Source organism: Streptomyces coelicoflavus (genome assembly GCF_003112555.1).
Lineage (GTDB): Bacteria > Actinomycetota > Actinomycetes > Streptomycetales > Streptomycetaceae > Streptomyces > Streptomyces coelicoflavus.
On record NZ_BEWB01000012.1, the window covers coordinates 133,657 to 157,511 of the forward strand.

The window sequence follows — 23,855 nt, forward strand, 5'->3', positions numbered from 1 at the left end:
TAGACATTGTCTACTCTAGGGATCACGGGTGGAGGCGCCATCGCGCGCCCGGCATCGTCGAGCGCGCGACCGGTGACTTCCGTCAGGCGGTCACCACCGGTGCGTGGTGCGGGGCCCGTGCCGGCGCCCAGCGACGGATGATGTCGCGCACCGAGACGATGCCGACGGGTTCGCCGCCGTCCAGGACGATGAGGTGGCGGAAGCCGCCGTGCGCCATCGCGCCCGCCGCCTCCTCCACGGTCCAGGTCGGGGCGGCGAAGACGACGTCGGTGGTGGTGTGGCCGTGGGCGCGCTCGGTGTCCGGGTCCTGGCCCCGGCCGACGGAGACCAGGACGTCGCGTTCGGTGAGGATGCCGATGCCGCCGGCGTCCGGGTCGTACACCACGGCCGCGCCGACGCGGCGGGCGGACATCAGGGCGGCGGCCTGGCGGAGGGTGTGGGCGGGGCCGATGGTGAGGACGACCGTGCTCATGACTTCGCGGACGAGCATGGGTGGAGCCACCTCCTGCCGGTGATCCATGAGTTGTTCATGGATTCACAAGTTCACAAGTAGAGGAACTCTCAGAGTGGCAGGCAAAGCACCGGTCAACAAGGGGGCGCGGAGGGTGAGTCGGCGGGCGCTCAGTAGCGCTGGTTGAGATACCCGAGCAGTTCGTCGTGGAGCCGGCCGTTCGACGCCGCCGCGTTGCCGCTGTGCGGGCCGGGGCGGCCGTCGAGGCCGGTGAAGGTGCCGCCGGCCTCGGTGACGATGATCGCGTTCGCGGCCATGTCCCAGAGGGAGAGCTCGGGTTCGGCGCAGATGTCCACCGAGCCCTCGGCGACCATCATGTACGGCCAGAAGTCGCCGTACGCGCGCGTGCGCCACACTTCGCGGGTCAGGTCGAGGAAGCCGTCGAGGCGGCCCTGCTCCTCCCAGCCGCTCAGCGAGGAGTACGCGAAGGAGGCGTCGGGGAGCGACGAGACCTGGGAGACCCGGAGCCGGGAGGCCGAGGTCAGGCTGCGGCCGGTGAACGCGCCGTGGTCCTGCACAGCCCACCAGCGGCGGCCGAGTGCGGGTGCCGAGACGAGGCCGACCACCGGCTGGTAGCCGCCTTCTCCCGCCTCCATGAGGGAGATCAGGGTGGCCCAGACCGGGACGCCGCGCACGTAGTTCTTGGTGCCGTCGATCGGGTCGATGACCCAGCGCCGGGGCCCGGTGCCCGCGACGCCGAACTCCTCCCCGTGCACCGAGTCGCGGGGGCGGGCGCGGGCGAGGTGGCCGCGGATGAGTTCCTCGGCGGCCTTGTCCGCCTCGCTCACCGGGGTCATGTCCGGCTTCGTCTCGACCTTCAGGTCGAGGGCCTTGAAGCGGTCCATCGTCGCGGCGTCGGCGGCGTCGGCGAGCACGTGGGCGAGGCGGAGGTCGTCGAGGTAATCGGGCATGCCGTCACGCTATCTGCCGCGGCCGGGCCGGGGCCACCACGGGTTCGGCGGGCGTGGCGGCGCGCGGGGAGGCGGAGCCGGGGCCCGGCGCGGTGCTGCGACGGCCGGGCGCGGTGCTGCGACGGCCGGGCGCGGTGCTGCCACGGCCCGGCGTGGCGGGTGCGGGCCCGAGCGAGCGGTGGTGAGAGGGCCCGGCGTGGTGGGTGCGCGGGTCCGGGTGAGCGGTGGGTGAGAGGGCGCGGAGGGGTGGGTGAGAGGGCGTTAAGCGGTGGGTGAGAGGACCCGCGTGGTGGGTGCGAGGACCCTTGACAGTGCCCCCATACCCGTCAAATCTGGCAGGAAGTCGCTCGGCACGTCTGGCAGCAAGTCGCTCGGCCCGAGGGAGGCGAGGGTGCCTGCAGCCCGGGAGTCCCTGCTCGACGCCGCGTACACGGCGCTGGCCCGCCGGCCGTGGTACGCCGTGCGGATGGTGGACGTGGCGGCCGCCGCCGGGGTGTCCCGGCAGACCCTCTACAACGAGTTCGGCAGCAAGGAAGGGCTGGCCCGGGCGCTCGTGAGACGTGAGGCCGACGGTTATCTCGCCGGCGTCGAGCGCGCGCTGTCCGGGGCCGGCGACCCCTGCGAGCGCCTCGCCGCCACCGCCGAGTGGATGCTGACGGCGGCTCACGACAACGCGCTGGTCCGGGCCATGCTCACCGGGTGCTGGAGCGAGCGGCTGCCCTCACCGGCCCTGACGGCGGTGCCCTCCTCCTCCGCCGTGCCGGCCCAGCGGCGGGCCGACGGTCCGCTGCCCTCGCCCGGTGACTTCGTGCGCCTCGTCCGCGACCGTGCCGTGGCCGTCCTCCACGGCTCCGGAACGCCTCCGCCACCGGACGCCGCCGAGTTGGTCCGCTCCTGCGAACTGGCCGTACGGCTCGCCCTGTCCTGTGTCGCGGCGCCGCCCGCCGAGGGCGGAGTGGCCGACCTCCTGCGCACCGCACTGCCGCGCCCGTCGAGCGCGTAGCGGCGCCCGGCTCAGTGGGCCGAGCCCGACAGCTGCAGTCCGATCACGCCGATGATGACGAGGCTGATCGAGACGATCTTCAGGGTCGAGACCAGGTCGCCCAGGAAGATCATGCCGTAGATGGCCGTGCCCGCCGCGCCGATGCCGGTCCACACCGCGTAGGCGGGTCCGACGTCGAGCTTCTTCAGCGACATGGTCAGCAGGCCGAAACTGCCCAGCGCGAAGGCGCAGAAGGCGACGGTGGGCCAGAGCCGTGTGAAACCGTGCGACAGCTTCAGACAGACGGCGAAGCCGGTTTCGAGCACCCCGGCCACTATGACCAGCAGCCACGCCATGTCTCGTCCTCCCGTAGTCCCGTACCGTGACCGCCGTGTCGACCGGTGCCGGTCAGTGGCTCGCGTTGGGCGTTCACCTCGTCCTGCGACGACTTCGTCGGGCTTTGCTCGGACTTGGTTCCGGCTTGGTGCGATTATGCACTTACCGGTTGCACGGCACGGCAAACAACGCGGTGGTCAGTCGCCTTCCTTGCGTTCGCGTGTCGACAGCAGCCGGCGCAGCGAGTACAGCCGGGCGGGGTCGGCGTGCCCCTCCGCGACCCAGGCGTCCAGCGCGCAGTCGGGCTCGTCGTGACTGCACGCGCGCGGGCAGCCCTCCGTGCCGGGCACCAGGTCGGGGAAGGCGTTGATCACCCGCGACGGGTCGATGTGCGCCAGCCCGAACGACCGCACGCCCGGGGTGTCGACGACCCAGCCGCCCTCCGCCGAGGACAGCGGCAGGGCGAGCGCCGAGGTCGTGGTGTGCCGGCCGCGGCCCGTCACCGCGTTGACGTGCCCCGTCACCCGGCGGCGGTCCTCGGGCACCAGGGTGTTGACCAGGGTCGTCTTGCCGACGCCGGAGTGGCCGACGAACGCCGTGATCTTCCCGTCCAGATGCTCGCGCACCAGGTCGGCGGCGGCGCCGTTCTCCAGCTCCTCGCGGCTGGTGACGACGTACGGGATGTCCAACGCGCCGTACAGCTCGAGGAGTTCGTCCGGGGGTGCCAGGTCCGACTTGGTCATCACCAGCAGGGGAGTGAGGCCGCCGTCGAACGCCGCGACCAGGCAGCGGTCGATGAGGCGGGGGCGCGGCTCGGGGTCGGCGAGGGCGGTGACGACGGCGAGCTGGTCGGCGTTGGCGACGACGACCCGCTCGTAGGGGTCGTCGTCGTCGGCCGTGCGTCGCAGGACGGAGGCCCGCTCCTCGATGCGGACGATGCGCGCGAGCGTGTCCTTCTTGCCGGACAGGTCGCCGACCAGGGCCACCCGGTCGCCGACCACGGCGGCCTTGCGGCCCAGTTCACGGGCCTTCATCGCCATGACGACCCGGTCCTCGACCAGGCAGGTCAGCCGGCCGCGGTCGACCGTGAGGACCAGGCCCCCGGCGGCGTCCTCGTGCTTGGGCCGGATGTGGGTGCGCGGCCGGTTGCCCTTGCGGTTCGGGCGGGTGCGGATGTCGTCCTCGTCGGTGTGCTTGCCGTAGCGACGCATGGCGAACCGTCCCTACGCCCCGAGCATCCCGGTCCACAGGTCGGGGAAGTCGGGCAGCGTCTTGGCGGTGGTCGCGACGTTCTCGATCTGCACCCCCTCGACCGCGAGGCCGAGGACGGCGCCGGCGGTGGCCATGCGGTGGTCCTCGTAGGTGTGGAAGACGCCGCCGTGCAGCCGGCGCGGGCGGATGTGCAGACCGTCGGCGGTCTCGGTGACGTCACCGCCGAGTTCGTTGATCTCCTTGGTGAGCGCGGCCAGCCGGTCCGTCTCGTGCAGCCGCAGGTGGGCAACGCCGCGCAGGGTCGACGGGGAGTCCGCGAGGGCGGCGACGGCCGCGATGCCCGGGGTCAGCTCGCCGACCTCGCTCAGGTCGACGTCGATGCCGTGGATCGTGCCCGACCCGGTGAACACGAGCCCGAAGTCCGTCAGTTCGCAGGAACCGCCCATGTCGGTGAAGATCTCGCGCAGCCGGTCGCCGGGCTGGGTGGTGCGGGACGGCCAGTCGGGGATCACGACCTTGCCGCCGGTCACCAGGGCCGCCGCCAGGAACGGCTGGGCGTTGGACAGGTCGGGCTCGACGGTCAGGTCCCGGCCGAGCAGCGCGCCCGGCGTCACCCGCCACACGTTCGGCTCGCCGCCGGACTCGGGGGTGTCGACCTGGGCGCCGACCGCGCGCAGCATGTCGACGGTCATGCGGATGTGCGGCATGGACGGCAGCGCGGAGCCGGTGTGCCGCACCTCGACGCCCTGGTTGAAGCGCGGTCCGGACAGCAGCAGGGCGCTGACGAACTGCGACGAGGACGACGCGTCGATCTCGACCGGCCCGCCCTCCAGGGCACCGCCGCCCTGCACGGTCAGCGGCAGGGCGCCGCGCCCGTCGTCGTCGACACGGGCGCCCAGCACGCGCAGCGCGTCGATCACGCCGTGCAGGGGACGCTCGTAGGACCGGGGGTCGCCGTCGAAGCGGACGGGGCCGTCGGCGAGCGTGGCGACCGGCGGCAGGAAGCGCATGACCGTGCCGGCGTTGCCGACGTCGACCGTGGCCGGGCCGCGCAGACCCGCCGGGATGACCCGCCAGAACTCGCCCGTGCCGTCCGGGCCCACGCCCTCCTCGATCTCGACGCCCATCGCGCGCAGCGCCTCGGCCATCAGCACGGTGTCGCGGGAGCGCAGCGGGCGGCGCAGCCAGCCGGGCTCGGAGGCGAGGGCGGCCAGGACCAGGGCGCGGTTGGTGACCGACTTGGATCCGGGCACGTGGACGGTCGCGTCGACGGCTCCGCTCGCGTGCGGGGCGGACCAGAGGGCGGTGTGCGCGGGGTTCACGGTCATGGGCCCCACTTTAATGGCTGAGGGCGATCGGAGATCTTGATCAAAAGCGGCGAAACCTGACCGAAACCGCAACAGTGCACTTGCCGTGCATATATGCGCAGCCATGGGACGCGGGTGGGCGCACGCCGGGCCTCACAGCTCCAGCAGCCAGCGCCCCCCGCCGATCAGCGAGCACAGCGACACCGCGTGGAAGAGGAAGAACCACACCCCCGCCGGCGCGTGGGTCAGCCGCGCCAGCTGGTCCGCGTCCGAGTCCCCGGCGCCGCCCCGCGACCGCTTGGCCTGCAACTCGAACGCCGGGCGGACCCCGCCGAGGAGGAGGAACCAGACCACCGCGTACGCGAACGCCGCCTGCACCTGCGGCCCGGCCAGCCATGACACCAGGACGAACGTGCCGCCGGTGACCACGACCGTCAGCACCCCGTACGCATTGCGGACCATCACCAGCAGGGCCACCAGCAGCGCCGTCGCCAGCCACAGCAGCAGCGTGATGCGTCCCGCCGCCAGCAGTGCGGCGCCGCCGAGGCCGAGCAGCGGGGGAGCGGTGTAGCCGGCGACCGCCGTCAGGATCATCCCGACGCCGTGCGGCTTGCCCCGGCTCACCGTCAGACCGCTGGTGTCCGAGTGCAGGGTGATCCCGGTCAGGGTGCGGCCGGTGAGCAGGGCCACCAGGCCGTGGCCGCCCTCGTGGGCGATGGTGATCGCGTTGCGCGCTATCCGCCACGATCCGCGCGTCGCGACGACGGCGAGCGCGGCCACCAGGGTCGCGACCACCACCCACAGGTCGGGGTCGGGCTGGATGCCGGAGACCTCGTCCCACAGAGAGGTGGGCGAGGCCGTTGCGAGGTGGTCCATGTTCGGGGAGGGCTCCTCGTAGAAACGCGGGGTCTGGCAGTGTGGCACGTATGTGCGGACGGTATGCGGCGAGTCGTCGACCCGAGGATCTCGCGGGAATCTTCGAGATCGAGAAGTGGGAGCCCAAGGAGAGCTTGGAACCCGACTACAACGTGGCCCCCACCAAGGAGGTCTACGCCGTCCTGGACCGTCCCCTGAAAGACGTCGAGGACCCGAAGCCGGTTCGCCAGCTGCGGAAGCTGAAGTGGGGCCTCGTTCCCTCCTGGTCCAAGACGCCCGAGGGCGGCGCCCGGATGATCAACGCCCGTGCGGAGACCGTCCACGAGAAGCCCTCCTACCGCCGCGCCTTCAGCACCCGGCGCTGCATCCTGCCCGCCGACGGCTACTACGAGTGGGTCACCGGCACGCAGGAGCGGGACCTGGAGGTCGAGGGGCGCAAGAAGCGGCCCCGCAAGCAGCCGTACTTCGTGACGCCCGCCGACGGCTCCGTGTTCGCCATGGCCGGGCTGTACGAGTTCTGGCGGGACCGGACGCTGCCGGACGACCACCCGCAGGCCTGGTGGGTGACCTGCTCGGTGATCACCACCGAGGCCGAGACCGCGCCGCTCGCGGTCGCCCCGGCCGACGGCCCGCACGCCCTGGCCGACATCCACCCCCGGATGCCGCTGATGCTCACGCCGGACCGCTGGGACGACTGGCTCGACCCGGCGCGCACCGACCCCGACGGGCTGACCTCCCTGCTGGCACCCCCGCCCACCGGGCTGATGCGGGCCTTCCCCGTCTCCACGGCCGTGAGCAACGTCCGCAACAACGGGCCGGAGCTGCTCAAGGAGCTGGAGGCGCCGGAAGAGGGCACACTCTTCTGACGTGACGGATACGACAGAGGTTGTGACAGAGGCGGTCGAGACGGATGCCGGCGCCGCCCGCATCACCTGGCACCGGGCGAGGGACCCCCGCCTCGTCCTCGCCGTGAGCCACGGCGCCGGCGGCGGCATCGAGGCGCGCGACCTGAAGGCCCTGGCGGCCGCACTGCCCGCCCACGGGGTGAGCGTCGCCCTCGTGGAGCAGCCCTGGCGGGTGGCCGGCAAGAAGCTGGCGCCCGCGCCGAAGACCCTGGACACCGGCTGGCGGGGCGTCTGGCCCGCGCTCACCGCGCCCGGCCCGCCGGTGATCTCGGGAGGCCGCAGCGCCGGCGCCCGCGTCGCCTGCCGCACCGCCGGTGAACTGGGCGCCCACGCCGTCCTCGCGCTCAGCTTCCCCCTGCACCCGCCGGGCAAGCCGGAGAAGTCCCGCGCCGCCGAGCTGCTCGGGGCCGGGGTGCCCACCCTCGTCGTCCAGGGCGGCAACGACCCCTTCGGCAAACCGGCGGAGTTCCCGGCGGCCCCCGAGGGCACCTACGACCTGATCGAGGTGCCGTACGGCGACCACGGCTTCGCCGTGCCCAAGCGGGCGGAGACCACCCAGGAGCAGGCGCTGGAGACGATCACCGACGGCGTCCTGAAGTGGATCGGCGCACTCGGCTGAACGCCCGGGAATGACCGGCGGGCGGCCACTGTTGTGCGGTGCATACGTTGCTGAGAATCAGCACCGACGCCGTAGGAGAGGAAGTCCGCCGCATGGGTTCAGCCTTCTGCCCGAGTCGCAGCAGCCGCGCCGACCTGGACTGGACCGTGCTGCACGCTGCCAAGACCGCCCCTATTCGGGCGGCGGGCGGACCGGATCGGCAAGCGTCCCCGACCGCAGGTCGTCTATCCTCCGATTCGAGTGAGACCGGTCTCGGTTTCACGACGACATCGGAGGAGGTGGGTCCGGTCACTGGGACCGACGCAGGGACCGAACACGGCCAGGCGGAGCAGCCCGAGGGCCGGGGTACGGGCGCGGAGTCGACCGCGGAGCGCAGCGCGCGCTTCGAGCGGGACGCGCTGGAGTTCCTCGACCAGATGTACTCGGCCGCGCTGCGCATGACGCGTAATCCGGCCGACGCCGAGGACCTGGTGCAGGAGACCTACGCCAAGGCGTACGCGTCCTTCCACCAGTTCCGCGAGGGCACCAACCTCAAGGCGTGGCTGTACCGCATCCTCACGAACACCTTCATCAACTCGTACCGCAAGAAGCAGCGCGAACCCCAGCGCAGCGCGGCCGAGGAGATCGAGGACTGGCAGCTCGCCCGTGCCGAGTCGCACATGTCGACGGGTCTGCGCTCCGCGGAGTCGCAGGCGCTCGACCACCTGCCCGACTCGGACGTGAAGCAGGCGCTCCAGGCGATCCCCGAGGAATTCCGTATCGCCGTGTATCTGGCGGACGTCGAGGGCTTTGCCTACAAGGAGATCGCGGACATCATGGGGACACCCATCGGTACGGTGATGTCCCGGCTGCACCGTGGACGCCGTCAGCTGCGCGGCATGCTGGAGGACTACGCCCGCGACCGCGGCCTGGTCCCGGCCGGCGCCGGAGAGTCGAACGAAGCGAAAGGCTCGGGGTCATGAGCTGCGGAGAGCCGCACGAGACGGATTGCAGCGAAATCCTCGATCATCTCTACGAGTTCCTCGACAAGGAGATGCCGGACTCGGACTGCGTGAAGTTCGAGCACCACTTCGAGGAGTGCTCGCCCTGCCTGGAGAAGTACGGGCTGGAGCAGGCCGTGAAGAAGCTGGTCAAGCGCTGCTGCGGGCAGGACGACGTGCCGGGTGACCTGCGCGCCAAGGTCATGGGACGGCTGGACCTCATCCGGTCCGGGCAGTCCGTGCCCGAGCACGACGTGACGGCCGCACCGTCGGCACCCCAGGAGTCCTGAGCCGCGCCGAGCCGCTCAAGCCGTTCCGAGTCACTCGTACGTGCTAATCCGCGGGTTATCTGCCCGCGGCCTCCCCGTCGCCGTCCTAGGCTCCGAGCCTTACAGGGTGGCCGGGGAGGGGGCTCATGGACGCGGTGCCGGCACGCGCGCGTGCGTACGTCGTTTGCGTCGCCCTCGTCGCCCTGCTCTGCCTGCGGCCGCTGCCGTCGGTGCACGCGCCCTGGTGGGCGGTGCTGCTGCTGGCCGGGCTGTACGCGGGCTCCGAGCTGGTCGCGCGGTCCCGGTTCGTCGGGACCTGCTACCCCGTCCTGCTCGCCGGTGCCTTCCTGCTGCCGCCGCCCGCCGCCGCGCTCGTGGCGCTGCCCGGGGCGCTGCTGTCCCCGGTGCCCCGGCGGCCGTTCGGCCTGCGGCGCGTCTGGCGGGCCGCACAGCTGACCCTCGCCGTGTGGGCCGCCGCCTGCGTCCACTGGCGGCTGGGCGGCCGGGACGCGGTCGTCGAACCCGCCTTCCCGTACGCCCTTCTGCCGGCCGGGGCCGCCGTACTCGCGTTCTGCCTCGTGCTCACCGTCCTGGACGGCGGCATCCTCACCCTCGCCGACCGCGTACCGCCGAGCCGGGCGTGGCGGGGGCTGTTCTCCCGGTCCCTCGCGCCGATCGCCGTGCACGGGCTCGCCGGACTGATGATGGCGGTCCTGTGGCGCAGCCCCTACGGTCCGGTGGCCGCGCTGCTCGTGCTGCTGCCGATGTGCGTGGCGTGGTGGGCCTTCGCCCAGTACCACCGTGAGCGGGCCGCGCACCAGGCGACCATCCGGGCGCTGGTGCAGGCCGTCGACATCAAGGACGGCTACACCCGCGGCCACAGTGAACGCGTCGGGCAGGCCTCCATGATGATCGCCCGCGAGCTGGGCATGGACGACGAACGCGTCGAGACCCTCCGCTTCGCCGGGATCCTGCACGACGTCGGCAAGCTCGGTGTGCCCACCCGGCTGCTGCGCAAGGACGGTCCGCTGACGCCCGAGGAGCGGCGGGTGATCGAACTGCACCCCGAGTACGGGCACGAGATGGTGCGCGGCATCCGCTTCCTCGGAGAGGCCCGCGCCGCCGTGCTCCACCACCACGAACGGCTGGACGGCAGCGGCTACCCCTACGGACTGGTCGGCGACCGGATCCCCGAGTCGGCCCGGGTGGTCGCGGTGGCCGACGCCTTCGACGCGATGACGTCCACGCGCTCCTACAGCAGGGCCCGTCCCGTCGCGGCGGCGCTGGAGGAGCTCAGGCGGTGTGCCGGTGCGCAGTTCGATCCGCGGATGGTGCGGGCGCTGGACCACGCCCTGGGCCGCCACGGCTGGCGCCCGGCGGTGACGGCGGACGGCACACCGGCCCGCGCCGACCCGGTGCCGGGCGGGGGCGCGCGGGACCGGGTCGGCAAGGGGGTCACGTGAGGAATCCGGAGCCTTCGGTGCGGGGTGTCCGTACGGGTACGGGGCACACGGGGCGGCGGCTCCGGGTGGTGGGGCGCGGCGCGGGGAGCGGGGACGCGGGGCGCGCCGGCCACGTGGGCGGGAGCAGACCATGAGGCCCTTCCCGTCGCGGGTTCCGCCCCCTTCCCCGCCCCCTTCCCCGCCCCGGTACGGGCGGGGGCGCCCGGACACGTCCCCGGGGAGGGCGGCGACGGGCCGGTCTCCGTCCTCGGCCCCGGCGGCGCTGCTTCTCGTACCCGGCGGTGCCGGACTCCTCGCGCTCGGGTGCCTCGCCTCCGTACTGGTCGCGGAGCCCGTGCAGCGGCCGGTGGCGCTCGCCTTCGGCGGCCTGGTCACCCTCGGCGAGCTGACCCGGCGGGCCGGTGCCGAGGCCCGGGAGGCGGCTCCGCTCGGGGCGGCCGGCGCGCTGGCGTACGCGCTGCTCGGAGACGTGGCCGGGCAGCCCGCGCACCACGGCGTCGCGCAGACCGTCACCGTCGTGCTTGCCGCCTCACTGCTGGGCAGCGTGCCCCACGTCGCCCGCGGCGGCGGACCCGTCCTCCACCCCCTGGCGCGGCGCGTGCTCACCGTCGGCTTCGCCGCCGTCTGCTTCCGGCCGCTGTCCAACCAGGGCGTCTTCGACGACTGGAGCGGCCCCGCCTACGCGCTGCTGCTGCTCGGGCTGCTCGCCCTGACCACGCTGTGCGACGCGGTGCTCGCCGTGGCACCCGCGCACGCGCGCACCGGCTGGCCCTTCGGACCCCTGCTGCGCGAAGAGCTGCGCGGCATGGTCGGGATCACGTCGGCGGTGTGCGCGACCGGCGCGGTGATGGCGCTGGCGGTGAGCGTCGCGGGACTGTGGGCGCTCCCCGTCTTCTCCGTGCCCCTGCTGCTCGCCCAGCTCTCCTACCGGCGGTACGCGGCCGTCCGGGCCACCTACCGGCAGACCATCGCCTCCCTGGCCCGCGCCACCGAGATCGCCGGGTACACCCCGGCCGGGCACGCCCGCCGCGTCGCCGGGCTCGGGGTGGCCGTCGGCCGGGACCTGGGACTGTCGGGGGCCGAGCTGACCGTGCTGGAGTACGCGGCCCTCATGCACGACATCGGCCAGCTCAGCCTGGTCGACCCGGTCCCGGCGGGCGCCACCGCCGGCCTGCCCGTCGCCGAGCAGCGGCGGATCGCGCTGCTCGGCGGGGCGGTCGTCCGCCAGACCGGCGTCGACGCGGCGGTCGCGGTGGTGGTGGAGCGGCAGGCCGACCCCTGCCGGGAGCAGCCGGTCGCCGCGCGGATCGTGCGGGTCGTGAACGCCTACGAGGAGAAGGTGCGGGACGCCGGCCCCGGCGGCGTCCTGACGGCGCTGGAGGAGCTGCGCCTGGCCACCGCCGGCGACTACGCTCCCGAGGTGGTGGAAGCGCTGGCCCGGGTCCTGTCCCGGGGCAGCCTTACCGAGCCCGCGGCTGGGTAACCCATGGGTAATGAGCGCCTCCGCAGCCGTACGTGGTTTGATGCCCGGGAGAGGGTGTCCGGGGGCGCGAAAGGCACAGCCAGCCCACTGAACGGAACTGGCAGGCGGGAATCGTGAGGATCTTCGGCAAGGCACGGCACCGGCCCTCCGCCTCCTGGCGGCAGGCCACCGACCGCGCGTTCACGCTGATCGGCGACGGTCGCTACGAGGACGCGGGGGCGCTGCTGACACGGGCGGCGGACCTGGAGCCCTGGCTGTCGGAGTCCTGGTTCAACCTGGCGCTGCTGCACAAGTTCCGGCACGACTGGGAGCAGGCCAGGGCGGCCGGCCTCAGGGCCGTCGCGCTGCTCGACCGGGACGGCGGAGCCCCCGACTGGTGGAACGTCGGCATCGCCGCGACCGCCCTCCAGGACTGGCCGCTGGCCCGCCGCGCCTGGCAGGCCTACGGCCTGCGCACCCCGGGGGACGCCACGGACGCGAGTGAGCCGCTCGGCATGGACCTCGGCAGCGCGGCCGTACGGCTGTCCCCGGAGGGCGAGGCCGAGGTGGTGTGGGGCCGGCGGCTCGACCCCGCCCGTGTCGAGGTGCTGTCCATCCCGCTGCCGTCGTCCGGGCGCCGGTGGGGCGAGGTCGTCCTGCACGACGGCGTGCCGCACGGGGAGCGGACGACCAGCGCCGGGCACTCCTACCCCGTCTTCGACGAGATCGAGCTGTGGGCGCCCTCGCCCGTGCCCACCTGGGTGGTCCTCCTGGAGGCCGCCACCGAGGCCGACCGGGACGCCCTGGAGCAGCTGGCCGCCGACGCCGGGTTCGCGGCCGAGGACTGGTCGTCGTCCGTCCGGCTGCTGTGCCGGATGTGCTCGGAGTCCCGGATGCCGTCCGACGAGGGCGAGGGCGAGCACCTCGACCCGCACGACCACAGCGAACCCGGCCACCCCGGTCCGCTGGGGCACCGCACCGACGGGCAGCTGTGGGTGCCGGAGCGGGAGTGCGGGGTGGCCGCGCCGGCGGGGCTGGTGAAGGGGTTGCTGGACGGGTGGGTGGCGGACAGCCCGGACTCGCGTGACTGGCGGGACCTGGAAGAGGTCTGCTGAGCGGCCCCGTAGTCTTTGCCAGGACACTTCAGCAGCGTCAGCAGCACCCTTTGGTTGTACGAGGAAGGCATACGTCGGTCATGGCCCAGCAGGACACCGATCAGCAGCACCCGGGCGTGCTCCCCGTGGACGACGACGGGTTCGTCGTCGACACCCAGGACTGCGAGGAGCGTGAGGCCGACTGGCGCGGGCGCGGCACCTCGCGTCCGATCACGGTGGTCGGCAACCCGGTGCTGCACAAGGAGTGCGAGGACGTCACCGACTTCGGCGAGGAGTTCCAGCAGCTGGTGGCCGACATGTTCGCCAGCCAGCGCACCGCCGAGGGCGTGGGCCTGGCCGCCAACCAGATCGGCGTCTCCAAGAAGGTCTTCGTCTACGACTGCCCCGACGACGAGGGCGTCCGCCACGTCGGCGTGGTCTGCAACCCCAAGCTGGTCGAACTGCCCGCCGACCGCCGCAGCCTGGACGACAGCAACGAGGGCTGCCTGTCCGTGCCGACCGCCTACGCGCCGCTCGCCCGCCCCGACTACGCCGAGGTGACCGGGCAGGACGAGAAGGGCAACCCCGTCAAGGTGCGCGGCACCGGGTACTTCGCACGGTGTTTGCAGCACGAGACGGACCACCTGTACGGGTACCTGTACATCGACCGGCTCTCCAAGCGCGAACGCAAGGACGCGCTGCGGCAGATGGCCGAGAACGAGCCGCGCTACCCGGTCGTCGCGAACGACTGACACCGCCCCACCCGCCCCACAACTCCCTTGCGCACGGCGCCTGTTCGGGTCTCCCCCGAGCGGGCGCCGTTCGTCTGTGCGCGTCCACGGAAAGCCGCCACACAACAGGAGAATTCCGGCATCGGGGGGTAGTGAATGAAGCAAATCCGTTCCCAGAACGGTCAGTTGTAGTGCTGAATGGGAAGTGCGGGGATACGCAACGGCGCACGCCCCGCTCAGGGAGAGGGGTGCGCCACCGGCGGCTGAGAGGGGTTTGTTCGTGCATGCTTTCTCACACGGCACCACAGCGACACCGACCGCGATCGCAGTACCGTCATCGCTCCGTCTTCCGGTGATCGAGGCGGCATTTCCCCGGCAACTGCATCCGTATTGGCCGAAGCTCCAGGAGACCACCCGCGCCTGGCTGCTCGAAAAGCGGCTCATGCCGGCGGACAAGGTCCATGAATATGCCGATGGCCTGTGCTACACGGACCTCATGGCGGGGTACTACCTCGGCGCACCCGACGAGGTCATGCAGGCGATAGCGGACTACAGCGCGTGGTTCTTCGTCTGGGACGACCGGCACGACCGCGACATCGTCCACGGCCGTCCCGGCGCCTGGCGGCGGCTGCGCGGCCGGCTGCACACGGCACTCGACTCACCCGGGGACCACCTGCACCACGAGGACACGCTGGTGGCCGGGTTCGCCGACAGCGTGCGCCGGCTCTACGCCTTCCTGCCGGACACCTGGAACGCCCGGTTCGCCCGGCACTTCCACGCGGTGATCGAGGCGTACGACAGGGAATTCCACAACCGCACGCGCGGAATCGTGCCCGGCGTCGAGGACTACCTCGAACTGCGCCGGCTCACCTTCGCGCACTGGATCTGGACCGACCTGCTGGAGCCGAGTTCGGGATGCGAACTCCCCGACGCCGTACGGAAACACCCGGCATACCGCCGGGCGGCGTTGCTGAGTCAGGAATTCGCCGCCTGGTACAACGACCTCTGCTCGCTGCCGAAGGAAATAGCGGGAGACGAGGTGCACAATCTCGGAATCAGTCTCATCACCCATCATTCACTCACGCTCGAAGAAGCCGTCGGAGAAGTCAGGCGACGCGTCGAGGAATGCATCACCGAATTCCTCGCAGTGGAGCAGGACGCCTTACGGTTCGCCGACGGACTCGCCGACGGAACCGTACGCGGAAAGGAACTGAGCGGCGCCGTGCGGGTCAACGTCGGCAATATGCGGAACTGGTTCAGTTCCGTCTACTGGTTCCACCACGAGTCCGGCCGTTACACGGTCGACAGCTGGGACGACCGGTCCACGCCCCCGTACGTCAACAACGAAGCGGCAGGTGAGAAATGACCGTCGAGTCCGTCAACCCCGAAACCCGTGCACCAGGCGCACCGGGAGCACCGGAGCTGCGCGAACCGCCCGTCGCGGGCGGCGGCGTGCCGCTGCTCGGCCACGGCTGGCGGCTGGCCCGCGACCCGCTGGCCTTCATGTCCCAGCTGCGCGACCACGGTGACGTCGTGCGCATCAAGCTCGGCCCCAAGACCGTCTACGCGGTCACGGACCCCGAGCTGACCGGCGCCCTCGCCCTGAACCCCGACTACCACATAGCGGGCCCGCTGTGGGAGTCGCTGGAGGGGCTGCTCGGCAAGGAGGGCGTGGCCACCGCCAACGGTCCGGTCCACCGGCGCCAGCGGCGCACCATCCAGCCGGCGTTCCGGCTCGACGCCATCCCCGCCTACGGGCCGATCATGGAGGAGGAGGCCCACGCGCTCACCGAACGCTGGCAGGCCGGCCGGACGATCGACGCCACCTCGGAGTCCTTCCGGGTCGCCGTGCGCGTCGCGGCCCGCTGCCTGCTGCGCGGGCAGTACATGGACGAGCGGGCCGAGCGGCTGTGCGTCGCGCTCGCCACCGTCTTCCGGGGCATGTACCGGCGCATGGTGGTCCCGCTCGGACCGCTCTACCGGCTGCCGCTTCCGGCCAACCGCCGATTCAACGACGCATTGGCCGATCTGCACCTGCTCGTCGACGAGATCATCGCCGAACGCCGGGCATCCGGTCAAAAGCCGGACGATTTGCTCACGGCATTGCTGGAGGCGAAGGACGACAATGGCGACCCGATCGGGGAACAGGAGATCCACGACCAGGTGGTCGCGATACTCACCCCGGGCAGTGAAACCATCGCGTCCACGATCATGTGGTTGCTCCAGGCACTTGCCGACCATCCGGAACATGCCGACCGCATACGCGACGAAGTCGAGACGGTCACCGGCGGGCGTCCCGTGGCATTCGAGGACGTCCGGAAGCTCACGCACACCGGCAATGTCATCGTGGAGGCCATGCGTTTGCGTCCCGCCGTATGGGTATTGACGCGGCGCACCGTGGCCGAGAGCGAACTCGGTGGCTATCGCATTCCGGCCGGTGCGGACATCATCTACAGTCCGTACGCAATCCAACGCGATCCGAAGTCGTACGACGACAACCTGGAGTTCGACCCGGACCGGTGGCTGCCGGAACGCGCGAAGAATGTGCCGAAATACGCCATGAAGCCGTTCAGTGCGGGCAAGCGGAAGTGCCCCAGTGACCACTTCTCGATGGCACAGCTCACGCTGATCACGGCCGCGCTCGCCACGAAGTACCGCTTCGAACAGGTGGCGGGTTCGAACGACGCGGTCCGGGTCGGCATCACGCTGCGCCCGCACGACCTGCTGGTCAGGCCGGTGGCGCGGTGACACGGCCGTAAGGAATCAGGCGGCGGCCTCCGGGCCCCGGAAGGTGCGCCGGTAGGCGTGCGGGGTGGTGCCCAGGGTCCGGACGAACTGGTGCCTCAGGGCCGCCGCCGTGCCGAAACCGGCGCGCCAGGCGATCGCGTCCATCGTCTCGTCCGTCGCCTCGAGGAGCCGCTGGGCCAGCAGCACCCGCTGGCGCAGGATCCAGCGGTAGGGGGTCGTCCCCGTCTCCTGCTGGAAGCGGCGGGCGAAGGTGCGCGGGGACATGTGCGCCCGGGCCGCCAGCTGCTCGACCGTGACCTCCTCGTCGAGGTGCTGTTCCATCCAGGCCAGCACCTCGCCGACGGTGTCGCAGGAGGAGCGCGGCAGCGGCCGCTCGATGTACTGCGCCTGCCCGCCGTCCCGGTGCGGCGGCACCACCATGCGCCGGGCGATCCGGTTGGCGACCTCCGTGCCCTGCTCCTTGCGCACGATGTGCAGGCAGGCGTCGATGCCGGCAGCCGTCCCGGCGGAGGTGATCACCGGGTCCTCGTCGACGTAGAGCACGTCCGGCGCGACCCGGGCCCGCGGGTACTGCCGGCTCAGCTCGGCCGCGTGGTGCCAGTGCACCGCGCACCGCCGCCCGTCCAGCAGGCCGGCCGCGCCCAGCACGAAGGCGCCGGAGCACACGCTCAGTACGCGGGTGCCCCGGTCCGTCGCCCTGCGCAGGGCGTCCAGCAGGTCGGGCGGGTACTCCCGGCGGACGAAGTCGCTGCCCGCCGGCACCGCGATCAGGTCGGCCTCCTCCAGCCGCTCGAGACCGTACGGCGTCGAGACGGTCAGTCCGCCGACGTGGGTGCTCAGCTCGGGGCCCTCCGCGGAGACCACCGCGAAGTCGTACCCCGGCAGGCCCTCGTCGCTCCGGTCGATGCCGAAGACCTCGCAGATGACGCCGAGTTCGAAGGGATGCGCGCCGTCCAGCAGAACGGCGGCCACGTTGCGCAGCATGCCGCCAGTGTGCCTCGCCGGTGGCAGGAAATCGAGGTCTTACGGCAGTCCTGCCACTGACGGTAAGGAGCATCCGGCGCGACAGTGGTGTCATGACCGGAAACCAGATAGAAGGCCTTGTCGGAATGCTCGCGACCTTCGGGCTCCTCGTCCTCATGGTCCTGCCCTCGGTGATCGGCATCGTGCGCGACAGGCGCATCGACCGCCAGATCAGGGAGGCCCAGGAGGACGGGGAGAGCCGGGTCCGCCACGAGAAGGAGACTCAGAAGTCCTCGTCCAGGTCGACGGTGCCTTCCACCGCCACCTGGTACGCCGAGGGGCGCCGCTCGAAGAAGTTGGTCAACTCCTGAACGCCCTGCAACTCCATGAAGGAGAAGGGGTTCTCGGAGCCGTACACCGGGGCGAAGCCGAGCCGCGTCAGACGCTGGTCGGCCACGCACTCCAGGTACTGCCGCATCGAGTCGGTGTTCATGCCCGGGAGGCCGTCACCGCACAGGTCGCGCGCGAACTGCAGCTCGGCCTCGACGGCCTCCCTCAGCATGTCGGTGACCTCCTGCCGGAGCGCGTCGTCGAACAGCTCCGGCTCCTCCTTGCGCACGGTGTCGACGACGTCGAACGCGAAGGACATGTGCATGGTCTCGTCGCGGAACACCCAGTTGGTGCCGGTGGCCAGGCCGTGCAGCAGGCCCCGACTGCGGAACCAGTAGACGTAGGCGAAGGCGCCGTAGAAGAACAGGCCCTCGATGCACGCGGCGAAGCAGATCAGGTTCAGCAGGAAGCGGCGGCGGTCGGCCTTGGTCTCCAGGCGGTCGATCGACTCGACCGAGTCCATCCACCGGAAGCAGAACTCGGCCTTCTCCCGGATGGACGGGATGTTCTCCACGGCCGCGAAGGCGGCGGCGCGGTCGTCCGGGTCGGGCAGGTAGGTGTCCAGGAGCGTCAGGTAGAACTGGACGTGGACGGCCTCCTCGAAGAGCTGGCGGGACAGGTACAGCCGTGCCTCGGGGGAGTTGATGTGCTTGTAGAGCGTCAGCACCAGGTTGTTCGCGACGATCGAGTCGCCGGTGGCGAAGAAGGCCACGAGCCGGCCGATCAGGTGCTGCTCCATCGGGCTGAGCTTCGCGAGGTCGGCGACGTCCGAGTGGAGGTCGACCTCCTCGACGTGCCAGGTGTTCTTGATCGCGTCCCGGTAGCGCTCGTAGAAGTCCGGGTAGCGCATGGGGCGCAGGGTCAGCTCGAAGCCCGGGTCGAGCAGGTTCTTCGTGGTGGGCTGTGCGGGGGTCTCGGTGGTCATTACTGGCAGGCCTCGCAGGACTCGGGGTTTTCCAGGGAGCAGGCGACCGCTTCGGGGTCGGGGCCGGCCTGCACGGGGACGGTGGTGGCGCGGGCCGCGGCGCGGGCGATCCGGGTCGCCGGGCGCGAGCGCAGGTAGTAGGTGGTCTTCAGACCCTGCTTCCAGGCGTACGCGTACATCGAGGAGAGCTTCCCGATGGTCGGCGTCTCCAGGAACAGGTTCAGCGACTGGGCCTGGTCGAGGTACGGGGTACGGGCGGCGGCCATGTCGATCAGGCCGCGCTGCGGGATCTCCCAGGCGGTGCGGTACAGCGCGCGCACGTCCTCGGGGATCCAGGAGAAGCCCTGCACGGAGCCGTTGGCCTCGCGCAGCGCCTCACGGGTGCGGGCGTCCCACACGCCGAGCCGCTTGAGGTCGTCCACCAGGTAGGAGTTGACCTGGAGGAACTCGCCCGACAGCGTCTCGCGCTTGAACAGGTTGGACACCTGCGGCTCGATGCACTCGTAGACCCCGGCGATGGAGGCGATGGTCGCGGTCGGCGCGATGGCCAGGAGCAGCGAGTTGCGCAGCCCGGTGGTCGCCATGCGCGCGCGCAGCGCGGTCCAGCGCTCTGGCCAGGCGGGCTCGACGCCGTAGTGGTCGGGGTGCAGCACCCCCTGGGCCGTACGGGTCTTCTCCCAGGCCGGCAGCGGGCCGTTGCGTTCGGCGAGGTCGGCGGAGGTCTCGTACGCGGCGAGCATGATCCGCTCGGCGATACGGGTGGACAGCGCCTTCGCCTCGGGGGAGTCGAAGGGCAGCCGGAGCTGGAAGAAGACGTCCTGGAGACCCATCGCGCCGAGGCCCACCGGGCGCCAGCGGGCGTTGGAGCGGCCCGCCTGCTCGGTCGGGTAGAAGTTGATGTCGACGACCCGGTCCAGGAAGGTGACCGCGGTGCGGACGGTGGCGTCCAGGCGCTCCCAGTCCATGTCGCCCTGCGCCGCGTCGACGAACGCGCCGAGGTTGACCGAGCCCAGGTTGCAGACCGCCGTCTCCCCGTCGTCGGTGACCTCCAGGATCTCCGTGCAGAGGTTGGAGGAGTGGACGACGTGACCGGGGGTCGCGGTCTGGTTCGCCGTGCGGTTGGCGGTGTCCTTGAAGGTCATCCAGCCGTTGCCGGTCTGCGCGAGGGTGCGCATCATGCGGCCGTACAGCTCACGGGCGGGCAGCGTCCTGCGGGCGAGCCCCGCCTCCTCCGCCCTGCGGTACGCGGCGTCGAACTCCTCGCCCCACAGGTCGGTCAGCTCCGGCACGTCGGCGGGGGAGAACAGCGACCAGGTCCCGTCGGCGTCCACGCGGCGCATGAACTCGTCCGGGATCCAGTGCGCCAGGTTCAGGTTGTGCGTACGGCGGGCGTCCTCACCGGTGTTGTCCCGCAGCTCCAGGAACTCCTCGACGTCCGCGTGCCAGGTCTCCAGATAGACCGCCGCCGCGCCCTTGCGCCGGCCGCCCTGGTTCACGGCGGCCACCGAGGCGTCCAGCGTCTTCAGGAACGGGACGATGCCGTTGGAGTGCCCGTTGGTGCCGCGGATCAGCGAACCCCGGGCGCGGACGCGGGAGTAGGCGATGCCGATGCCGCCGGCGTGCTTGGACAGGCGGGCCACCTGGTGGAGGCGGTCGTAGAGGGAGTCCAGCTCGTCCTTGGGGGAGTCCAGGAGGTAGCAGGACGACATCTGGGCGTGCCGGGTGCCGGAGTTGAAGAGGGTGGGGGAGGAGGGCAGATAGTCCAGGCGGCTCATCAGCCCGTACAGCGCGGCGACCTCGTCCACCGCGCGCACCGTGTCGTCCTCGGCGAGTCCGGCGGCGACCCGCAGCAGGAAGTGCTGGGGCGTCTCGACGGTCTTGCGGGTGATCGGGTGGCGGAGCAGGTAGCGGCTGTAGAGGGTACGCAGGCCGAAGTAGCCGAAGCGGTCGTCGGCGCCCGGGTCGACCAGCGCGTCGAGCCGGGCCGCGTGCATCCGGACGAAGGCGGCGGTGCGGTCGGCGATCAGGCCCTCGCGGTGGCCCGTGGCGACGGAGTCGGTGAAGGCGACGACACCCTGGGAGGCGGCCTCGGCGCGGATGCCGATGGTCAGCAGCCGGGCGGCCAGCCGGGAGTAGACCGGGTCCTCGGAGATCAGGCCGGCGGCCGCCTCGGTGGCCAGCTCCCGCAGCTCGGCCTCGTCGGCGTGGGCGGACCGGCCGCGCAGTGCGGCGGCGGCCACCCGGCCGGGGTCGGCGCCGGGGAGGTCGGCGGTCAGCCCGGTCAGGGTCCGCAGCAGGGCGGCACCGGGTCCGTCGGGTTCCCCGGTCGCCGTCACCGGGGCCGCTGAAGCCGGATCGGCTGGCGCGATGGTCACGTGGAGCACTCCCTCGCTCGGCACGGGGCCTGGTGGAGGGAGGGCGGGGGCAGCTCACGAGCGCACGCGGCGTCGCGTCCACCGGCCCACTCCACGAGGCCCGGACGTCATGGCACCCGGGCCAGGGCGGCCGGGCGCACCGTCGGCAGGTCCTCGGACTGGACAGGCGTGCGCGTACGTGCGAAGACGTACGGATGCACGCAAGTACACCGTTGCGGGACAGTTCCGGATTCGCACCGGATTCCCCTGCGGCGACAGCGAGCACGAGCATACATCTTGTGCCCGGCGACGCGAGCACCCCCAGATGTTGTGTCCTGGTGGGGTGTTGTGACGGGGTGCCGCAACCGTGTCAGAGCGTCAGTGCGTAGGCGAGCAGCATGATGTCGTCCAGCTCCGGCAGGGGGTTCCAGTCGCGGTCGGGCGTGCGGACGAAGCCCAGGCGCTCGTAGAGGCGGTGCGCGGTGCGCATGGCGGCCTGGGTCGACAGCACGATGCCGGTGCACCCCGGCACGGCCCGGGCGCGGTCGACGCAGGCCCGCACGAGGGCCTCGCCGGCCCCGCGGCCGCGTGCCTCCCGGGCGACGGCGAGCATGCGTATCTCGGCCTCGCCGGGGCGCGCGATGTCCGCCATGGGGCCGCCGGACGGCACGAAGGTCACGCCGCCGAGCACCCGGCCGTCGGCCACGGCGACCAGCACCTCGGCGGCCGCCGCCCGCTTGGCCACGTCGCGCAGCTCGTCCAGGTACGAATCGCTCTCCCCGAAGTCGAGGAGGCCGTCGCGCAGGTAGGCCTGCGCGGTGATCTCGCCGAGGGTGTCGTACTCCTCGGCCGTCGCCCGCCGGATCACGAAGTCCATGACGCCGAGTGTGCCCGACGGGTACGACAACGGGCCGCCGGATTTCTCCGACGGCCCGCCTCGAACCGGGGATCAGTGCGAGCTGCCCGCCGTGGCCGGCGGCAGTTCCACCTCGACGCCCGGATCGCCGGCGTCCGCCGTGTAGTCGCTCGGCTGGGTCTCGTCGACGCCGTCGGGCGCCTTGACCGCCCTCAGGACGAAGGTCAGGACCACGGTGACCAGGACGTTCAACACGAAGGCGGTGAGGCCGATGTAGCCGATCTCGCCGATGCCGGGGATCTCGTCGGAGGAGCCGCCGAAGTGCTTCTGCGTCGGCGAGGCGACACCGTAGGCGGCGACCGTGCCGTAGACCATGCCGACCGCCCAGCCGCCGAGCAGCGCCCAGCGGTGGAACCAGCGGGTGAACAGGCCGCCGACCAGGGCCGGGAAGGTCTGCAGGATCCAGATGCCGCCCAGCAGCTGGAAGTTGATCGCGACGGTCTTGTCCATGCCCAGGACGAAGATCAGCGCGCCCACCTTCACCAGCAGCGACACCAGCTTGGAGACCTTGGTCTCCTGCTGCGGCGTGGCGTCCGGCTTGATGAAGTCCTTGTAGATGTTGCGGGTGAAGAGGTTCGCGGCCGCGATCGACATGATCGCCGCCGGGACCAGCGCGCCGATGCCGATCGCCGCGAAGGCCACGCCCGCGAACCAGTCCGGGAACATGTTCTCGAACAGCTGCGGGATCGCCAGCTGGCCGTTCTCCACCTTGACCCCGGCCGCGATCGCCATGAAGCCGAGCAGCGCGAGCAGGCCCAGCATCAGCGAGTACAGCGGCAGGATCGTGGTGTTGCGCCGGATCACGTTACGGCTGCGCGAGGACAGCGTCGCGGTGATCGAGTGCGGGTACATGAACAGCGCCAGGGCCGAGCCGAGCGCGAGCGTCGCGTACGTCCACTGGCCCCCGGAGTCGGGCACCACTCCACCCTTGCCCGACTCGGTGAACTTGTCGCTCGCCGACGCGAAGATGTCGTCGAAGCCGCCCAGCTTGATCGGGATGTAGATGATCGCCACCGCGATGACGATGTAGATCAGCGTGTCCTTCACGAACGCGATCAGCGCGGGCGCGCGCAGCCCCGACGAGTACGTGTACGCCGCCAGCACACCGAAGGCGATCAGCAGCGGCAGGTCCTTGACGAACCAGTTGGTGTCCTCGCCGCCACCGACGCCCATCACGTCGAGCACGGCCTGGATGCCGACCAGCTGGAGCGCGATGTACGGCATGGTCGCCAGGATGCCCGTGACGGCGACCGCCAGCGACAGGCCCTTGGAGCCGAACCGTCCGCGCACGAAGTCCGAGGTCGTCACGTACCCGTGCTTGTGGGAGACCGACCACAGGCGGGGCAGGAAGGTGAAGATCAGCGGGTAGACCAGGATCGTGTACGGCACCGCGAAGAAGCCGGCCGCGCCCGCCGCGTAGATCGCCGCCGGGACGGCCACGAAGGTGTACGCGGTGTACAGGTCGCCGCCCAGCAGGAACCAGGTGACCCAGGTGCCGAACGAGCGGCCGCCGAGGCCCCACTCGTCGAGGCTGTGCTCGTTCTCGGCCTTGCGCCAGCGCGCGGCCAGGAAGCCCATGGCGGTGACGAGCACGAAGAAGAAGATGAAGACGGCGAGTGCGACGCCGTTCACGCCGTCGTTCACTTGGTCCCGCCTTCCCGGCGCCCGCGCTGGTCGCGCTGCCACAGCTTGTACGCGGTCACCGTCAGCAGGGTGGAGATCAGCACCCAGGCCATCTGGTACCAGTAGAAGAACGGGATGCCGATGAAGTCCGGGTCCGTCTTCGTGTACGAACCGACCCAGAGCATGGCCACGAACGGTGCGACGAGACAGAACCCGATGACGACGCGCACCGGCGTCACCACCGGCTCTCTGCTCACTTCTGTGTCTTCTGACATGCG

24 protein-coding genes and 1 riboswitch are annotated in these 23,855 nt (G+C 71.5%); of the genes, 12 read left to right on the forward strand and 12 right to left on the reverse strand.

Annotation, left to right across the window (positions count from 1 at the left end; all coding sequences use genetic code 11):
• Positions 1 to 82 precede the first annotated feature (82 nt).
• Both Sco07f_RS28105 and hisN read right to left on the reverse strand, forming a co-directional pair.
• Positions 83 to 490, reverse strand: coding sequence for a CBS domain-containing protein (locus tag Sco07f_RS28105; protein WP_007444538.1), 408 nt, complete (start codon positions 488 to 490; stop codon positions 83 to 85).
• 131 nt (positions 491 to 621) lie between these two features.
• Complete coding sequence (gene hisN / locus Sco07f_RS28110) at positions 622 to 1,422, reverse strand: histidinol-phosphatase (RefSeq protein WP_087789586.1); 801 nt, start codon at positions 1,420 to 1,422, stop codon at positions 622 to 624.
• A 391-nt stretch (positions 1,423 to 1,813) separates the two neighbouring features.
• Here hisN and Sco07f_RS28115 point away from each other — a divergent pair, with 391 nt between their 5' ends.
• Entirely contained in the window at positions 1,814 to 2,425 is a 612-nt protein-coding gene (locus Sco07f_RS28115) for a TetR/AcrR family transcriptional regulator (RefSeq protein WP_108989549.1), read from the forward strand.
• An 11-nt stretch (positions 2,426 to 2,436) separates the two neighbouring features.
• Here Sco07f_RS28115 and Sco07f_RS28120 read toward each other — a convergent pair whose 3' ends face one another.
• The 4 genes from Sco07f_RS28120 to Sco07f_RS28135 form a co-directional block, all read right to left on the reverse strand.
• Positions 2,437 to 2,760, reverse strand: a complete 324-nt coding sequence (locus tag Sco07f_RS28120; protein ID WP_007444521.1) for a DMT family transporter — start codon at positions 2,758 to 2,760, stop codon at positions 2,437 to 2,439.
• A 177-nt stretch (positions 2,761 to 2,937) separates the two neighbouring features.
• Positions 2,938 to 3,951: a ribosome small subunit-dependent GTPase A gene (gene rsgA / locus Sco07f_RS28125; protein WP_007444522.1), complete on the reverse strand. Its 1,014-nt coding sequence runs from the start codon at positions 3,949 to 3,951 to the stop codon at positions 2,938 to 2,940.
• Positions 3,952 to 3,963: 12 nt separating this feature from the next.
• Positions 3,964 to 5,280, reverse strand: coding sequence for a 3-phosphoshikimate 1-carboxyvinyltransferase (gene aroA, locus Sco07f_RS28130; RefSeq protein WP_007444523.1), 1,317 nt, complete (start codon positions 5,278 to 5,280; stop codon positions 3,964 to 3,966).
• A gap of 132 nt (positions 5,281 to 5,412) precedes the next feature.
• On the reverse strand, positions 5,413 to 6,135 hold the full coding sequence (locus Sco07f_RS28135; RefSeq protein WP_007444524.1) for a M50 family metallopeptidase: 723 nt from the start codon (positions 6,133 to 6,135) through the stop codon (positions 5,413 to 5,415).
• Positions 6,136 to 6,185: 50 nt separating this feature from the next.
• Here Sco07f_RS28135 and Sco07f_RS28140 point away from each other — a divergent pair, with 50 nt between their 5' ends.
• The 10 genes from Sco07f_RS28140 to Sco07f_RS28185 all read left to right on the forward strand — a co-directional run bounded on the left by Sco07f_RS28140 (position 6,186) and on the right by Sco07f_RS28185 (position 16,406).
• Complete coding sequence (locus tag Sco07f_RS28140; RefSeq protein WP_087789583.1) at positions 6,186 to 7,001, forward strand: SOS response-associated peptidase; 816 nt, start codon at positions 6,186 to 6,188, stop codon at positions 6,999 to 7,001.
• A gap of 22 nt (positions 7,002 to 7,023) precedes the next feature.
• Positions 7,024 to 7,659, forward strand: coding sequence for an alpha/beta hydrolase family protein (locus tag Sco07f_RS28145; protein ID WP_087789582.1), 636 nt, complete (start codon positions 7,024 to 7,026; stop codon positions 7,657 to 7,659).
• A 278-nt stretch (positions 7,660 to 7,937) separates the two neighbouring features.
• Positions 7,938 to 8,621, forward strand: coding sequence for an RNA polymerase sigma factor SigR (gene sigR / locus Sco07f_RS28150; protein WP_003973756.1), 684 nt, complete (start codon positions 7,938 to 7,940; stop codon positions 8,619 to 8,621).
• The gene (gene rsrA / locus Sco07f_RS28155; protein WP_007444529.1) at positions 8,618 to 8,929 is read left to right on the forward strand and encodes a mycothiol system anti-sigma-R factor; all 312 of its coding nucleotides are present in this window, start codon (positions 8,618 to 8,620) and stop codon (positions 8,927 to 8,929) included. The genes sigR and rsrA overlap by 4 nt, the downstream gene beginning before the upstream one ends.
• A 125-nt stretch (positions 8,930 to 9,054) precedes the next feature.
• Positions 9,055 to 10,371, forward strand: coding sequence for an HD-GYP domain-containing protein (locus Sco07f_RS28160; protein ID WP_108989550.1), 1,317 nt, complete (start codon positions 9,055 to 9,057; stop codon positions 10,369 to 10,371).
• Positions 10,372 to 10,501: 130 nt separating this feature from the next.
• A complete protein-coding gene (locus tag Sco07f_RS28165; RefSeq protein WP_244942158.1) occupies positions 10,502 to 11,854 on the forward strand; it encodes an HD-GYP domain-containing protein in 1,353 nt (450 codons plus the stop codon).
• 113 nt (positions 11,855 to 11,967) lie between these two features.
• Complete coding sequence (locus tag Sco07f_RS28170) at positions 11,968 to 12,948, forward strand: tetratricopeptide repeat protein (protein WP_007444570.1); 981 nt, start codon at positions 11,968 to 11,970, stop codon at positions 12,946 to 12,948.
• Positions 12,949 to 13,028: 80 nt separating this feature from the next.
• Entirely contained in the window at positions 13,029 to 13,679 is a 651-nt protein-coding gene (gene def, locus Sco07f_RS28175; RefSeq protein ID WP_007444571.1) for a peptide deformylase, read from the forward strand.
• Positions 13,680 to 13,938: 259 nt separating this feature from the next.
• On the forward strand, positions 13,939 to 15,024 hold the full coding sequence (gene cyc1, locus Sco07f_RS28180; RefSeq protein ID WP_108989613.1) for an epi-isozizaene synthase: 1,086 nt from the start codon (positions 13,939 to 13,941) through the stop codon (positions 15,022 to 15,024).
• Positions 15,021 to 16,406 carry a bifunctional albaflavenone monooxygenase/terpene synthase gene (locus tag Sco07f_RS28185; protein WP_108989551.1) on the forward strand — a complete coding sequence of 462 codons (1,386 nt, stop codon included), beginning with the start codon at positions 15,021 to 15,023 and terminating at the stop codon, positions 16,404 to 16,406. Before cyc1 ends, Sco07f_RS28185 begins: the two co-directional genes overlap by 4 nt.
• A gap of 15 nt (positions 16,407 to 16,421) precedes the next feature.
• On the opposite strand, the gene Sco07f_RS28190 is transcribed toward Sco07f_RS28185, so the two are convergent.
• Complete coding sequence (locus Sco07f_RS28190) at positions 16,422 to 17,390, reverse strand: GlxA family transcriptional regulator (RefSeq protein ID WP_007444558.1); 969 nt, start codon at positions 17,388 to 17,390, stop codon at positions 16,422 to 16,424.
• Between the two features lie 92 nt (positions 17,391 to 17,482).
• Here Sco07f_RS28190 and Sco07f_RS28195 point away from each other — a divergent pair, with 92 nt between their 5' ends.
• Positions 17,483 to 17,740 (forward strand): hypothetical protein, encoded by a 258-nt coding sequence (locus Sco07f_RS28195; protein ID WP_087789579.1) that lies wholly within the window; start codon positions 17,483 to 17,485, stop codon positions 17,738 to 17,740.
• Here the strand turns inward: Sco07f_RS28195 and Sco07f_RS28200 are convergent.
• The 5 genes from Sco07f_RS28200 to Sco07f_RS28220 all read right to left on the reverse strand — a co-directional run bounded on the left by Sco07f_RS28200 (position 17,653) and on the right by Sco07f_RS28220 (position 23,852).
• On the reverse strand, positions 17,653 to 18,684 hold the full coding sequence (locus tag Sco07f_RS28200; RefSeq protein WP_108989552.1) for a ribonucleotide-diphosphate reductase subunit beta: 1,032 nt from the start codon (positions 18,682 to 18,684) through the stop codon (positions 17,653 to 17,655). The two genes, Sco07f_RS28195 and Sco07f_RS28200, sit on opposite strands and share 88 nt — an antisense overlap.
• On the reverse strand, positions 18,684 to 21,059 hold the full coding sequence (locus tag Sco07f_RS28205) for a ribonucleoside-diphosphate reductase subunit alpha (protein WP_108989553.1): 2,376 nt from the start codon (positions 21,057 to 21,059) through the stop codon (positions 18,684 to 18,686). The genes Sco07f_RS28200 and Sco07f_RS28205 overlap by 1 nt, the downstream gene beginning before the upstream one ends.
• 127 nt (positions 21,060 to 21,186) lie before the next feature.
• Positions 21,187 to 21,330, reverse strand: a riboswitch (cobalamin riboswitch).
• Positions 21,331 to 21,408: 78 nt separating this feature from the next.
• Positions 21,409 to 21,915, reverse strand: coding sequence for a GNAT family N-acetyltransferase (locus tag Sco07f_RS28210; protein ID WP_108989614.1), 507 nt, complete (start codon positions 21,913 to 21,915; stop codon positions 21,409 to 21,411).
• A gap of 72 nt (positions 21,916 to 21,987) precedes the next feature.
• Positions 21,988 to 23,598 carry a monocarboxylate uptake permease MctP gene (gene mctP, locus Sco07f_RS28215; RefSeq protein ID WP_164383284.1) on the reverse strand — a complete coding sequence of 537 codons (1,611 nt, stop codon included), beginning with the start codon at positions 23,596 to 23,598 and terminating at the stop codon, positions 21,988 to 21,990.
• Entirely contained in the window at positions 23,595 to 23,852 is a 258-nt protein-coding gene (locus Sco07f_RS28220; protein ID WP_167468249.1) for a DUF3311 domain-containing protein, read from the reverse strand. The genes mctP and Sco07f_RS28220 overlap by 4 nt, the downstream gene beginning before the upstream one ends.
• Positions 23,853 to 23,855 lie beyond the last annotated feature (3 nt).

Excerpts from the sequence above, each read along its gene's own strand:
- Sco07f_RS28105 (WP_007444538.1), bottom strand. The coding sequence starts at position 490 with ATGCTCGTCCGCGAAGTCATGAGCACGGTCGTCCTCACCATCGGCCCC.
- hisN (WP_087789586.1), bottom strand. The coding sequence starts at position 1,422 with ATGCCCGATTACCTCGACGACCTCCGCCTCGCCCACGTGCTCGCCGAC.
- Sco07f_RS28120 (WP_007444521.1), bottom strand. The coding sequence starts at position 2,760 with ATGGCGTGGCTGCTGGTCATAGTGGCCGGGGTGCTCGAAACCGGCTTC.
- rsgA (WP_007444522.1), bottom strand. The coding sequence starts at position 3,951 with ATGCGTCGCTACGGCAAGCACACCGACGAGGACGACATCCGCACCCGC.
- aroA (WP_007444523.1), bottom strand. The coding sequence starts at position 5,280 with ATGACCGTGAACCCCGCGCACACCGCCCTCTGGTCCGCCCCGCACGCG.
- Sco07f_RS28135 (WP_007444524.1), bottom strand. The coding sequence starts at position 6,135 with ATGGACCACCTCGCAACGGCCTCGCCCACCTCTCTGTGGGACGAGGTC.
- Sco07f_RS28140 (WP_087789583.1), top strand. The coding sequence starts at position 6,186 with ATGTGCGGACGGTATGCGGCGAGTCGTCGACCCGAGGATCTCGCGGGA.
- rsrA (WP_007444529.1), top strand. The coding sequence starts at position 8,618 with ATGAGCTGCGGAGAGCCGCACGAGACGGATTGCAGCGAAATCCTCGAT.
- Sco07f_RS28160 (WP_108989550.1), top strand. The coding sequence starts at position 9,055 with ATGGACGCGGTGCCGGCACGCGCGCGTGCGTACGTCGTTTGCGTCGCC.
- Sco07f_RS28165 (WP_244942158.1), top strand. The coding sequence starts at position 10,502 with ATGAGGCCCTTCCCGTCGCGGGTTCCGCCCCCTTCCCCGCCCCCTTCC.
- def (WP_007444571.1), top strand. The coding sequence starts at position 13,029 with ATGGCCCAGCAGGACACCGATCAGCAGCACCCGGGCGTGCTCCCCGTG.
- Sco07f_RS28185 (WP_108989551.1), top strand. The coding sequence starts at position 15,021 with ATGACCGTCGAGTCCGTCAACCCCGAAACCCGTGCACCAGGCGCACCG.
- Sco07f_RS28190 (WP_007444558.1), bottom strand. The coding sequence starts at position 17,390 with ATGCTGCGCAACGTGGCCGCCGTTCTGCTGGACGGCGCGCATCCCTTC.
- Sco07f_RS28195 (WP_087789579.1), top strand. The coding sequence starts at position 17,483 with ATGACCGGAAACCAGATAGAAGGCCTTGTCGGAATGCTCGCGACCTTC.
- Sco07f_RS28200 (WP_108989552.1), bottom strand. The coding sequence starts at position 18,684 with ATGACCACCGAGACCCCCGCACAGCCCACCACGAAGAACCTGCTCGAC.
- Sco07f_RS28210 (WP_108989614.1), bottom strand. The coding sequence starts at position 21,915 with ATGGACTTCGTGATCCGGCGGGCGACGGCCGAGGAGTACGACACCCTC.
- Sco07f_RS28220 (WP_167468249.1), bottom strand. The coding sequence starts at position 23,852 with ATGTCAGAAGACACAGAAGTGAGCAGAGAGCCGGTGGTGACGCCGGTG.